The 13,340-nt window shown below is 29.4% G+C and carries 12 protein-coding genes and 1 tRNA gene; 8 read left to right on the top strand and 5 right to left on the bottom strand.

The window, feature by feature from the left end; all coding sequences use genetic code 11:
• Window positions 1-6 precede the first annotated feature (6 nt).
• Window positions 7-1,359 (top strand): acetyl-CoA carboxylase biotin carboxylase subunit, encoded by a 1,353-nt coding sequence (locus tag ABIV_RS00325; RefSeq protein WP_114838001.1) that lies wholly within the window; start codon window positions 7-9, stop codon window positions 1,357-1,359.
• Between the two features lie 254 nt (window positions 1,360-1,613).
• Window positions 1,614-3,053 carry a DEAD/DEAH box helicase gene (locus tag ABIV_RS00320; protein ID WP_114838000.1) on the top strand — a complete coding sequence of 480 codons (1,440 nt, stop codon included), beginning with the start codon at window positions 1,614-1,616 and terminating at the stop codon, window positions 3,051-3,053.
• 14 nt (window positions 3,054-3,067) lie between these two features.
• Here ABIV_RS00320 and ABIV_RS00315 read toward each other — a convergent pair whose 3' ends face one another.
• Window positions 3,068-3,277, bottom strand: a complete 210-nt coding sequence (locus ABIV_RS00315) for a hypothetical protein (RefSeq protein WP_114837999.1) — start codon at window positions 3,275-3,277, stop codon at window positions 3,068-3,070.
• A 369-nt stretch (window positions 3,278-3,646) separates the two neighbouring features.
• Between ABIV_RS00315 and ABIV_RS00310 the strand changes: the two genes are divergently transcribed.
• From ABIV_RS00310 to ABIV_RS00285, 6 genes are all read left to right on the top strand, one after another.
• Complete coding sequence (locus ABIV_RS00310; RefSeq protein ID WP_114840409.1) at window positions 3,647-5,137, top strand: inorganic phosphate transporter; 1,491 nt, start codon at window positions 3,647-3,649, stop codon at window positions 5,135-5,137.
• Between the two features lie 55 nt (window positions 5,138-5,192).
• Entirely contained in the window at window positions 5,193-6,110 is a 918-nt protein-coding gene (locus ABIV_RS13765) for an AEC family transporter (protein ID WP_337442127.1), read from the top strand.
• Between the two features lie 2 nt (window positions 6,111-6,112).
• Entirely contained in the window at window positions 6,113-7,891 is a 1,779-nt protein-coding gene (gene asnB / locus ABIV_RS00300) for an asparagine synthase (glutamine-hydrolyzing) (RefSeq protein WP_114837997.1), read from the top strand.
• Between the two features lie 96 nt (window positions 7,892-7,987).
• On the top strand, window positions 7,988-8,290 hold the full coding sequence (locus tag ABIV_RS00295) for a hypothetical protein (RefSeq protein WP_114837996.1): 303 nt from the start codon (window positions 7,988-7,990) through the stop codon (window positions 8,288-8,290).
• Window positions 8,291-8,367: 77 nt separating this feature from the next.
• Window positions 8,368-8,443: transfer RNA gene (locus ABIV_RS00290), tRNA-Val, on the top strand.
• A 36-nt stretch (window positions 8,444-8,479) separates the two neighbouring features.
• The gene (locus ABIV_RS00285; protein ID WP_114837995.1) at window positions 8,480-9,571 is read left to right on the top strand and encodes a TRAP transporter substrate-binding protein; all 1,092 of its coding nucleotides are present in this window, start codon (window positions 8,480-8,482) and stop codon (window positions 9,569-9,571) included.
• Window position 9,572: 1 nt separating this feature from the next.
• On the opposite strand, the gene ABIV_RS00280 is transcribed toward ABIV_RS00285, so the two are convergent.
• From ABIV_RS00280 to ABIV_RS00265, 4 genes are read right to left on the bottom strand one after another with little or no spacing between them, the layout of a single operon-like run.
• Complete coding sequence (locus ABIV_RS00280; protein ID WP_114837994.1) at window positions 9,573-10,298, bottom strand: succinate dehydrogenase/fumarate reductase iron-sulfur subunit; 726 nt, start codon at window positions 10,296-10,298, stop codon at window positions 9,573-9,575.
• Window positions 10,295-11,896: an FAD-dependent oxidoreductase gene (locus ABIV_RS00275; protein WP_114837993.1), complete on the bottom strand. Its 1,602-nt coding sequence runs from the start codon at window positions 11,894-11,896 to the stop codon at window positions 10,295-10,297. Before ABIV_RS00275 ends, ABIV_RS00280 begins: the two co-directional genes overlap by 4 nt.
• A 1-nt stretch (window position 11,897) precedes the next feature.
• Window positions 11,898-12,341 (bottom strand): hypothetical protein, encoded by a 444-nt coding sequence (locus ABIV_RS00270; RefSeq protein ID WP_114837992.1) that lies wholly within the window; start codon window positions 12,339-12,341, stop codon window positions 11,898-11,900.
• A gap of 29 nt (window positions 12,342-12,370) precedes the next feature.
• Complete coding sequence (locus tag ABIV_RS00265; RefSeq protein WP_114837991.1) at window positions 12,371-13,300, bottom strand: D-2-hydroxyacid dehydrogenase; 930 nt, start codon at window positions 13,298-13,300, stop codon at window positions 12,371-12,373.
• Between the last annotated feature and the right edge of the window lie 40 nt (window positions 13,301-13,340).

The following is a 13,340-nucleotide window of genomic DNA, read 5'->3' as shown; positions in this document are numbered from 1 at the left end:
CTCAATATGGCTGAAATTAAAAAAATTCTAATTGCTAATAGAGGTGAAATAGTTCAAAGAGCTATTAGAACTATTAGAGAAATGGGTAAAAAATCTGTTGCTGTTTATTCTGCAGGAGATAAAAATGCTTCATACTTAAAACATGCAGATGAAGCAATTTGTATTGGTGATGTTAAATCTATTGATTCATATCTAAATATTCCAGCAATTATTACTGCTGCTGAAATTACTGGTTGTGATGCAATTTTCCCAGGTTATGGTTTCCTTTCTGAAAATCAAGACTTTGTAGAAATTTGTAGACTTCACAATATTAAATTTATTGGTCCTTCTGTTGAAGTAATGGAAAAAATGGCTGATAAATCTAAAGCTAAAGCAGAAATGGTAAAAGCTGGTGTTCCAGTTGTACCAGGTTCTGATGGAGCTGTTCATTCTGTTGAAGAAGGTAAAAAAGTTGCATTAGAAATTGGTTACCCAATTATGGCAAAAGCTGCTGCTGGTGGTGGTGGAAGAGGAATGAGACTTATTGAGTCTGAAGAGAAATTTGAACAACTTTTCACTGCTGCATCTTCTGAAGCTCTAGCTGCTTTTGGTGATGGAACTATGTATTTAGAAAGATTTATCAATAAACCAAGACATATTGAAGTTCAAGTAGTTGGTGACTCTCATGGAAATGCAATTCATATTGGTGAAAGAGATTGTTCATTACAGAGAAGACACCAAAAAGTTATTGAAGAATCACCTGCAATTTTATTAAATGATGAAACAAGAAAACATTTACATGATGTTGCAGTTAAAGCTACAAAATATTTAAAATATGAAGGTGCAGGAACATTTGAATTCTTAGCAGATGACCAACAAAACATCTACTTTATGGAAATGAATACTAGACTTCAAGTTGAACACCCAGTTTCAGAAATGGTTTCTGGAATTGATATCATTGAATTAATGATTAAAGTAGCAGAAGGTGAGAAATTACCACCTCAAGAATCAATCAAATTTAGAGGACACTCTATTGAAGTAAGAATTACTGCTGAAGATCCAAACTCTTTCTTACCTTGTCCAGGAAAAGTTAAACAATGGTTTGTACCAGGAGGAAGAAACGTAAGAGTTGATTCTCATGTTTATGCTGGATATGTAGTACCTCCTTATTATGACTCAATGATTGGAAAATTAATCGTATGGGGAAGAGATAGAGAAAAAGCTATCAATATTATGAAAAGAGCTTTAAATGAGTTCGAAGTAGAAGGAATTAAAACTACTATTCCATTCCACAAAAAAATGATGGAAAATGAAGATTTTCTTTCTAATAACTATGATACAAAATACCTTGAAGGGTATAAAAGTCTAGATGACATCTAAGAAGCTAAAGAGGTTGAAAACCTCTTAGTTTCATTATTACAGCTTAAATTTATACTTTTTTGGATATACTCCGCGAAACTATACACAGATATATACTATTTTTACTTTGAATCTCTAATTTCAAGGCCCTGCTTTCAGTCACAATAAGCATAAAGTTTTTAAATCTAGTTCTATGATAAATAGAAGAAGTTTATATTAGTGTATGTTTAAAAAAATATACTGCTACGAAGTATAAACTAAACAAAAGGTAATAAATGACTTTTAATGAATTTAATTTCAAAGAAAACTTACAAAAAGCAATTGATGACGCAGGATTTAAAGAACCAAGTCCAATTCAAAGAGATGCAATCCCTGTAGTATTAAACGGAAAAGATATTGTAGGACAAGCACACACTGGTACTGGTAAAACTGCTGCATTTGGACTTCCTATCATAAATATGATGAAGTGTAATAGAAATGTTGAAGCTGTGGTAATTGTACCAACAAGAGAACTTGCTATGCAAGTTTCTGATGAACTTTTTAGATTTGGTAAAAACTTAGGGATTAATACTGCTACTGTTTATGGTGGACAATCATATACAAGACAATTAAAACATATTGAAAATGCAGGTATTATTGTTGCAACTCCTGGTAGATTTTTAGATTTACTAAAGGGTCAAAAAATTAATATCAAACCATCATTTGTAGTTCTTGATGAAGCAGATGAAATGCTTGATATGGGATTCTTAGATGATATTAAAGAAATCTTTACATATCTTCCAGAGAATAGACAAACTCTTCTTTTCTCTGCAACTATGCCAGAAGCAATTAAAAAATTAGCAAAATCAATTCTAAAAGAGCCTGAGTTTATTACGATTACAAAATCAGAAATTACAAACTCAAAAATCACACAAACATTTTATGTAGTTGATGAACATGAAAGAGATGATGCACTAATTAGACTTTATGATTTTAAAAACCCAGAAAAATCTATTATTTTCTGTAGAACAAAAAAAGAAGTTGATAGACTTTCTACTTTTTTAGTTTCTCAAGGGTTCTCTGCAAAGGGACTTCATGGAGATATGGAGCAAAGACAAAGAGAAGAAGCTATTAATGCATTTAAAAAGAAAAAATTAGAGATTCTTATTGCAACAGATGTTGCAGCAAGAGGATTAGATGTAAATGATGTAACTCACGTATTTAACTACCATTTACCATTTGATTCAGAATCTTATGTACATAGAATTGGAAGAACTGGAAGAGCTGGGAAAGATGGAACAGCTGTTTCTATTGTTACTCCACATGAATTTAGAATGTTACAAAAGATTCAAAAAGCAACTGGTGGAAAACTAGAAGCAAAAGTTATTCCAAATGTAGCTTCAGTAAAAGAAAAGAAAACAGATAGTTTAAAAAGCAAAATCATTGACCAAAAAGTTTATGACTCAGGAATTGATTTAGTTGAGAGTATGAAAGAAGAGTATGACTTATCTACAATTGCTCATAAACTTGCTTCTTTACTTACAAATGATACATATGTAAAAGGAAACAATAATATTGGTAAATCTGAAAAAGATATTACAAGATTATTTGAAAGACTTAAAGACGATAGAGACTCTAAAGACTCTAGAGGATATGGTAGAAGAAGAAATAATAATAGAAACTCTAACTCTAGAAATAGTAGAAGTGATTCTAGAAGAAGACCTAGAAGAAGATAATCTTCTTCTAGTGACTAACTATAGTAGTTTTTTAAAACTTTTTTAGCTTTTTTAAAAGCTGTTTTTGTATCCTTACCAAAACCTCTAAAAACCCCATCTTTATTAAAAAATTCAATAATTTCAAGTTTTCCTTTTTTTATATCTAAAACTCTAAAAATATCAAACTCATTTTTAAGTTTTGCAACATGAGGATTCTCTTTAGCAGTTAAAATTTTAATACTCATTTATAACTCCTTTATGTATTTTCTCTATATTTTATTACTATTGTATAGAAAAAAGTATTATTTGTCAAGTTTTTTATTACTATACGGATATTTTTTATAATTCTATTTAAAAAAGATTAAAAAATTGAAAAAAAGTGTAGAATATATTATAGAGATATAAAATAATTTAGTTAGTTTAGTAATATAAAGATTAAGCTTACTTAAAGGTTGTGTAAGGAATTACCCTATAAAATCCTACAAAACTTTAGTTACAAAAAAGTTACAGAAAAAAGGACTATTTTGGATATTAAAACCATTCACAAGTTTGAGAAGGCAACCAACGAGGCTCTGCCCACATTAGCTAAGTTTTCCTTAGCTTTATTATTTGTTATGTTAGTTTTCTTATGGAGCTATACATCACATGGAGATGTTCCTAACAACACATTTTTAATCATTGGTGCTGTTTTTGGTGCTTATATGGCAATGAATATTGGTGCAAATGATGTTGCAAACAATGTAGGTCCAGCTGTTGGATCTAAAGCTATGACTTTAATGTGGGCAATTGTTATTGCTGCTATCTTTGAAGCTGCTGGCGCGTTTATTGCTGGTGGAGATGTTGTAAAAACTATCAAAAAGGGTATTATAGACCCTGCTTTAATTACAAATCCAGAAATTTTTATTTGGGCTATGACAGCTGCACTTTTATCTGCTGCATTATGGCTTAACTTTGCTACTTCAATTGGTGCTCCTGTTTCAACTACACACTCAATTGTTGGTGGAGTTATGGGTGCTGGTATTGCTGCTGCTGGTTTTGCTATTGTTTCATGGGGAACAATGGGTAAAATTGCTGCTTCATGGGTTATCTCTCCCCTACTTGGAGGAATCATTGCTGCTGGTTTTCTTTACTTTATTAAAAAGAATATTATCTTTAAAAAAGATTTACTTGAAGAAGCTAGAAAATTTGTTCCTATCCTTGTTGCTGTAATGTCTTGGGCTTTCTCTACATATTTAATTTTAAAAGGTGTAAAAAAGCTAATCAAACTTGACTTTTTAACAGCTTCATTAATTGGTATTGCAATTGCTGTTGCTGTTTACTTTTTTGTAAAACCACTTGTAATAAAAGCAAGTGAAAAAATCTCAAATGATAGAGAAGGTGTTAACTCACTATTTACTATCCCTTTAATCTTTGCTGCTGCTTTACTTTCATTTGCCCATGGAGCAAATGATGTTGCAAATGCAATTGGACCATTAGCAGCTATTAATGATGCTGTAATGAGTAGTGAAATCTCTTCTAAAGTTGATATTCCATTTTGGGTTATGGCTGTAGGAGCGATTGGTATTTCTATTGGTCTTGCTCTTTATGGACCAAGGTTAATTAAAACAGTTGGTTCTGAAATTACAGAATTAGACCAAATTAGAGCTTTCTCTATTGCTATGGCTGCTGCTATTACTGTAATTCTAGCTTCTCAGTTAGGACTTCCAGTTTCTTCAACACATATTGCTGTTGGTGGAGTTTTTGGTGTAGGTTTCCTAAGAGAATGGATTGATTCTTCAGAATCAAGATTTATTGCAGATACAAGAAAAAGATTTAAAAGAGATAAAAAAATCTTAGATGATTATGAAGATGAGTTAAAATCATTAGAGAATCTAAAAGATAAAAAGAAAACTGACTATATTAGAATTGCTGAACTTTATAGAAATATTGAAGAAAAAGTTGAGCAAGTAAAACAAGAAAAAAGAGATTTCAAATCAGCTAAAAAAGTTAAATATGTAAAAAGAGATGCTGTTAAGAAAATCATTGCTGCTTGGGTAATTACTGTTCCAGCTGCTGCTTTACTTTCTGCTGCTATTTTCTTCATGATTAAAGGTATCATGAGCTAAAAGCAAAGAGACTACTTTCTTTTGATAAAATTCCTTTTTTAATTAAAAGGAATTTATCATAGACGCACTTTTATCTGTCGCAACAATCTATATTCTTATTGTTATTGGTTTCATTTTTAAAAGAGTTTTTAAAGATGAAGTAAAAGAGAAAAGTTTCGTTCTTTTAAATTTATACTTTTTACAACCTATACTTATTTTTTGGGGATTAACAAGAGCTCCTATAAATGATGAATTTATAATTTCACCTTTAATTTATGCAGTTGCTGTATTTATAACACTATTTTTTGCATTTTTTTACTCAAAGAAAATCTTTAAAGACTATCAAGACCGTTCTATCTTTTTAGCCTCATCATTAGTTGGAAATACTGGAAACTTAGGTATTCCCCTTGGAATCGCTCTTTTTGGTGAAGCTTCAGTTCCATATACTTCTATTTTAAATATTGCAAATATGTTTTATATCTATATCTTTTCAGTTTACTTCTTTGCAGGTGAGAAGTTTAAATTCACTGATGCACTAAAAGAGATATTTAAAATACCAGCTATTCATGCAGCTATTTTAGCTCTTTTATTTAACTATTATGGTTTTACTCTAAATGAAAACTTTGAAAAAGTTTTTACTATGGGAGCATATGCTGCAATAGTTATGCAACTAATTGTATTTGGTATCTTTATGTCACAAGTAAGAATCAGAAGTGCAAATTGGAATCTTTCAATCAATATAACTCTTTTTAAACATATTATACTTCCAATAATTGGTTTATTTGTAATTGTTTATTTTAAAATTGATCCCTTTGTTGGTGCAATCATCTTTTTAGAACTAATTGTTCCCCTTGCAGTTAATAATGTAAATTTATCAGCTTTATACAATTGTAAGCCTATAGATACAACTTTTGCAGTAATTATTAGTACTCTTAGTTTTATTGGCTTTATGGCTGTTTATATTATCGTTATCGATAAGTTTTTTGGAGTATAAAGATGTGTGGTATTTTAGGAAGTAATTTTTTATCAAATAATTTTAAAGAGGCATTAGAAAACTTAAATAATAGAGGTCCAGATTATAACTCTTCACTAAAAATAAAAGACAAAGAGTTTGGGCATACAAGACTTGCAATTATTGATTTAGACAATGAAGCAAATCAACCAATGGTTTTTGATGATATTCTACTTGTTTTTAATGGAGAAATTTATAACTATCAAGAATTAATCCAAGAAGAAGCCCTAGAGTGTAAAACCTCATCAGATACAGAAGTATTAATAAGACTATATCAAAAATATGAAGAAGACTTCTTAAACAAGATAAATGGAATGTTCTCATTTTGTCTTTATGATATAAAAAAAGAGAAATACTTTTGTGCAAGGGATAGATATGGGAAGAAACCATTTTTTTACTACCACAAAGACAATAAGTTTATCTTCTCTTCATCAATTAATTCTATTATAAAGCTACTTGGAAGCACTCCAAAGCTAAATAAAGTAGCTCTAAGTCAATATGTTCAATACTTTGTTCCAATAGCACCTAATACCTTCTATCAAGATATAAACTCCCTTGAAGCAGCAACATACTTTACTTTACAAAATAGTGATTTAAAAAAGAAGAGATACTATAAAATTAATACCTACAAAGCTGTAAAAGATGAAAGTGAAGCTCTAGAAAAAATAGAAGAGACTTTAATCAAAAGTATTGAAGCAAGACTTGTTTCTGATGTTGAAGTTGGAAGTTTACTTAGTGGTGGAGTTGATAGCTCACTTGTGTCTGCTTTATATTCTAAAATTACAAACAAAAAAATCAATACTTTCTCAGTTGGTTACAGTGAATATAAAAATTACTGTGAGTTAGATTATGCAGATATTACAGCTAAACATATCAACTCAAACCATACAAGACTTGAAATAAGTAAAAATGACTTTATAAACTATTTTGAAGATACTTTAAGTGCTTTAGAACAACCCCATGCAGATAGTGCAGCTATTCCTCTAAATATACTTACAAAAAAAATTCATCAAACAGGTATAAAAACTGTTTTAAGTGGAGAAGGAAGTGATGAACTTTTTTTAGGATATGATAACTATGCAAAGTTTTTAGGTTATTATGATTTTGCAAAGAGCTTAGAAAATAAACAAAGTGAATTTTTAAACTCTATTATTGGTGCTTTACAAAATAATACTAAAGAGAGTGAATATCTAAGAAGAGTAGTAAAAAAACAAAATATCTATAACTCTTTTGGAGAGATATATTCTGATATTCAAAAAAGAAAACTCTTTAAAAAAGTACCTACTTTTAAAACTGAAACTCCTAAACAAGATCCTGTGGATTGGATGAGTTATATTGATTTAAAGATTTGGCTAGGAGAGGCTTTATTAAGTAAAGTTGATAGAATCTCAATGCGAAACTCTTTGGAAGTTAGAACACCCTTTTTAGACTATAGATTAGTTAATCTTGCCTTTAGTATTGACTCACAAATAAAAGTAGGAGATACAAACAAATATCTTCTAAAAAAGATTGCTTTAAAATATATCCCTGAAACTATTGTTCATCGTACAAAAAAAGGTTTTAACTCTCCTTTTAATGAATGGATTCATGAAGAGTATAAAGATGAGATTTTAGATACTATTTTAAAAGTAAATGAAGAAACAAACCTATTTAATAGTGAGTATTTAAAACAGATATATACTCTCTCTTCTCAAAGAAAATTTAAACAGCATTTATGGACTATATTTATCTTTTCAAAGTGGTTCAAAAAAACTTATCTATAGAAAATAAGTAAAGATTTAATAAGTTTGAAAAATATATAATACAAGGAATAATATTTATCTGTTAATATTATTTAGAAAAAAATAAGGATTTTTAGTATGAGTTTACTAATCCCTGTAGATTCTAATAGAAGACATGAAGCACTATTAACTACACTTGATACAACTGTTTATTGGGCTTTTATAGAATTAAATGAAGGTCAAATTGAAAATTGTAAATTTTATAAAGATAGAGATGATATTAATGCCTTTATTGAAACAGTAGTTGTACAAAATGACCAAGAATATGTATGGCAATTCCAACAAGATGATATTACTGTTTTAGTAGCCCCTACACAAAGAAGCATTGACGAAATTGTTGAAGCTTATCTTTTTAGTGAACTTCACGAACTCAAAAAGTAACAGATATAAACTAGACTTATTATTTTATTATAACTATAACTTTTATTTATTATAGTTGTGATAAAATCTTTTCTCTCGACCGTGTAGCTCAGTTGGTAGAGCACTACGTTGACATCGTAGTTGTCGTTGGTTCAAGTCCAATCATGGTCACCACTATATTAAAACTATTAATAACAAAAAAGGGAAAAGATGAAAAAGTTAACACTTCTTTTTGTATCTTTAGTATTTATATTTACTGGTTGTAATGATACTAAAAAACAAGAAAACACACAAGTAAAAAAAGAGCAAGTTAAAACTTATACTCTTACTATGGCTACGACTTGGGGACCTACTTTAACACCTCTAATTGATTCAGCACAAAATATGGCTAAATATGCAGAAACTATCTCTAATGGTAGATTAAAAATTAGAGTAGATGCTTCAAATAAACATAAGTCACCACTTGGAATTTTAGATATGGTAAAAGGTGGTCAGTATGATATGGGTCATTCTGCTTCATATTATTGGAAGGGAAAAGATTTAGCTACACTTCCTTTTACTTCTATGCCTTTTGGTATGACTGCACCTGAACAATATGCTTGGTTTTATCAAGCTGGTGGGTTAGAACTTATGCAAAAAGTTTATGCTAAACATGGTGTATTATCATTCCCAGGAGGAAGTACTGGGGTTCAAATGGGAGGATGGTTTAAAAAAGAGATTAATTCTTTAGAAGATCTTCAAGGACTTAAGATGAGAATTCCAGGTTTTGCTGGTGAAATTATGGCAAAACTGGGAGTACAAGTTACAAATATTGCTCCAGGTGAACTTTATACTGCTTTAGATAGAAACAATATTGATGCTTTAGAATGGGTTGGACCTTCTATGGATATTGGTATGGGTTTTCATAAAATTGCTCCTTTTTATTATACTGGATGGCATGAACCAGCTTCTGAAATGCAATTTTTAATTAATAAAAAGAGTTTTGAGAAACTACCTAAAGATTTACAAGAGATTTTAGTTCTTACAATTAGAACTGCTGCTTATGATATGTATATTCAAAACTATGATTTAAACGCAAAAGCTTGGAAAAAGATGAAAGAAGAGTATCCTAATATACAAATTAAAACTTTTCCAAAAGAGATTATGGTTAGTATGAAAGAAGCGAATAAAGAACTTAGAGCTGAGTTAGGAGCTAAATCTCCTGAGCTTAAAGAGATTTTAGACCATCAAGATGCTTATATGAAAGAAGTAAGAGAGTGGACTGAAATTTCAGATTATTTATATATTCAAAATAACCTATAAATTAAAACCCATTGGGATTAAAACCTCCCAGTGGGTCAAAACCACTATTAAAACTATTGAAGTTTTGCACACTCTTATCTTCAAATCCATTTTGTACTGATTTCATTCTTAACTTTGTTATATCCATTTTAGGATCAATCCCTTGAGGACAAACAAAAGTACAATTTCCACATAAAGTACAATCCCAAATCCCACTATTTTGTACTGAAGTTAAAATATCAAGGCTATTTTGTTCTTTTTTATCATCAACATATCGTAATGCTCTTGTAAGGGCATATGGTCCTAAAAAGTGCTCATTTGTTTCAAATACAGGACATGAACTATAACAATTTTGACATAAGATACAGTTACTTTGAGTATCTATTTGTTTTTCATCCTTTGAAGAGATAGTTTTTTTCGAATATTCATGTAAAAAAGCTTGTGAAACTCTAATTAGCTCTTCTTCTTTTGATAAATCTACAACTAAATCTTTTAATACTTTATAGTTTTTTAAAGGCTCTATAAAAGCATTCTCACTCACTTTTGTTTTACAACTAAGTCTCTCTTGTCCATTTACTCTAACAGCACAGCAACCACACACCCCACTTCTACATCCAGATTTAAAAGTTAGAGTTGAATCACTATTTTCTTTTATCTCTTGTAAATTTTCTAAAAGAGTTCTATTTTCTAAAACTTCGTACTCTTCAAAGCTTTCTTGCTTATTAAATCTTTTTATTGTAATTCTCATACTACATCTTCATAAGTAAGTTCATCTACATTCTCTTTTAAACTAATTACACTTCTTTTCTCAAAAGAACTCAAACTCTTATCATAATCTGTTCTAAAATGAGCTCCTCTGCTCTCTTTTCTACTTAATGCTGACTTTGTTATTAGTTTAGCCATATAAACTGCCTCTTTTAGCTCTAAAAGCTCTATAAGACTCTTATTATAGATTTTACTTTTATCTTCAATTGTTGCTGTTTTAAGAGATGTTTCTAGCTTATTTAAATACTCTAATAACTCTTCCATCTCTTTTTTATTTCTAAAAACTCCTAAGTGATAAAATAGTTTTTCTCCTAACTCTTTTTTTAATGTTAAAACATTTACTACTTTTGTAGAGCTTAAAATTTCTTCTATATAACTTTGATAATCTTCTACTTCAATCTCTTCTTTTATAGAACTATCTTTTAAATTTTCAACTGCACTCATTCCAGCTTTCTTACCTAAATAGATTATCTCTAATAAAGAATTTCCTCCTAATCTATTTGCACCATGAATATTACCTTGGGCACATTCACCACATACAAATAGATTTTTTAAAGAGCTTTTTGCTTCTTCATCACATAAGATTCCACCCATACTATAATGGGCTACACTAACAATAGGCAATAACTCTTTTGTAATATCTATATCTTTAAAGGTTTTTGCTAAAATTTTTTCTTGAGGTAAAAGCTCATCTATAAGTTTTGTATCTATATGTCGTAAGTCTAAATAAACTTCCTCTTTATTGATAAGTTTTTTTGTAATAGCTCTTGCAACTTCATCTCTTGTGCTTAATTCATCAATAAAACGATTTCCTTTAGTATCTACTAAATAAGCACCCTCTGCTCTTGCACTTTCACTTATTAAAGTATTACTTCCTTTAATTGCAGTTGGATGAAATTGAACAAATTCCAAATTTGAAAGTTTTGCTCCATTTTTATAGGCTTTTACTATTGCTTCAGCAGTTGTCATATTTGAATTTGTAGTAAAACCTTCATAAATTCCGGCATATCCCCCACTCGCTAAGATTACACTCTTAGCAAAGATTTTTACTACTTCAGCACTTTGTATATTTAAAAATATTGCTCCGTGTATACTATTTTCTTCTTTAATAAAATCAAGGAAAAAGTATTCATTTAAAAACTCAATCTCTTTTTTTATACATTGGTCATAAAGTGTATGAAGAATTTTTAAACCTGTATAATCTGAACTATAACAAGTTCTTCTTTTTGTAGTACCTCCAAATTTTCTTTGGGCTATATCACTATCTTCATTTCTTGAAAATGGTACTGCAATTTCATCAAGCCAAGTGATTATATCTTCTGATGTTTCACACATCTTTTTTATACTATTTTTACTAGCAATATTTTTTGAAGCAATAAAGGTATCTTCTATAAAATCTTCTACTGAATCATTTTTTGTTGTTTCCAGTACTGCATTTATTCCCCCTTGTGCTTGACAAGTTTGAGAATTAGTAGGATAAGCTTTTGAAACAACTAATACTTTTACATTCTCTTTCTTTGCTTCAAGTGCAGCACTAAGCCCTGCTCCACCTGAACCTATCACTAGTACATCACTTATCATTTTATTCCCAGAACTCTTTTAAAGGTTGTTTTTCAGTCTCTGTTTTTTGTTCAATCTCAATTGGAGTATTTATCTCTTCATTTTTATTAGAGTTATCTAAATCTAATTCCTCTATTTGAGCTAATGCTTTTTCTAAATCATCCTCTTTAATCTCTTCATCTAAATACTCCTCTTCTATAAAAGTAGAAGTTACTATTTTTTCAAGAGCTTTCTCTTTTTTCTTTTGGGGTGTAACATTTAGATTTTCTTGTTTTAGTGCTAAATATTCAGTCATTAACTCTTCATATGTTTCAAAATCCAATAACATAAATTGAGGTTTCCCATCCCTTAGGATAACTGCTTTTTCTATTTGTTTTTTTTGCAATTTATTGAAGATATTTTTGCTTTTTCTTATTAACTCTGTAGAAGAGACCATCTCTTCTGATTTATATTGTAAAAGATTCATACAAGCTCCTATACATATTTTAATACGTATTATAATACAAATGATTTTATATTGTCAAATACTTTATTTATTAAAGTTGTTCTAGCTTCAATTGAAGCCCATGCAATATGTGGTGTTAAGATTAATCTGTCTTTATTTTTGATTTTTAATAAAGGATTTTCTTCTTCTATTGGTTCTTTTTCTACTACATCAAGCCCACAATATAAGCTTTTACTAGAATCTAATTTCTTTGCTAAATCTTCTTCATTTATAATTCCACCTCTACCTACATTTACTAAGATAGTATCTTCTTTTAACAAATCTAAATTTGTTTTATTTATCAAATTATAAGTTGAATCATTTAAAGGAGAGTGTATTGAGATTACATCAGATGTCTTAAGTAATTCTTCTAAAGTAATACTATTATAATCTGTGTTTAAATTCTTACCAGAAGTAGAATAATAATTCACTTCACATCCAAAAGCTGTTGCTATTTTTGCAACTTCTTTTCCAATATTACCTAGACCAATTATTCCCCATTTTTTGTTTTTTAATTCAAAGAATGGTTTGTCAATATGTGTGAATAAATTACTTTTTGACCACTGCAAAGAGTCCACATACTCTTTATAATATGAAATTTTTTGGATAAGTTCTAAAACTAAAGTAAATGTTAGTTGTGAAACACTTGAAGTAGAATAGTCACTTACATTTTTAACTGCTATATTAGCTTTTTGGGCTGCTTCAAGGTCAATATTATTTGTACCTGTTGCTGTTATACAAATTAGTTTAAATTTACTTTGTTCTATTATCTCTTTTGGAATTAGCACTTTATTTGTAACAACGACATCACAGTTTTGTACTCTAGCTAAGGTTTCATTTGGTTCTGTAGTTTCATATTTTACTACTTCTCCAAGAGTATTAAAGTTATCTAGATTTATATCTTTACCTAAAGTTTTAGTATCTAAGAATACAATTTTCATGCGTTTACCTTTACATATTTTAATACATAAAGGTAGCACA

The organism is Halarcobacter bivalviorum (genome assembly GCF_003346815.1).
Classification (GTDB): Bacteria; Campylobacterota; Campylobacteria; order Campylobacterales; family Arcobacteraceae; genus Halarcobacter; species Halarcobacter bivalviorum.
This window is presented reverse-complemented; position numbering and strand designations above follow the sequence as displayed.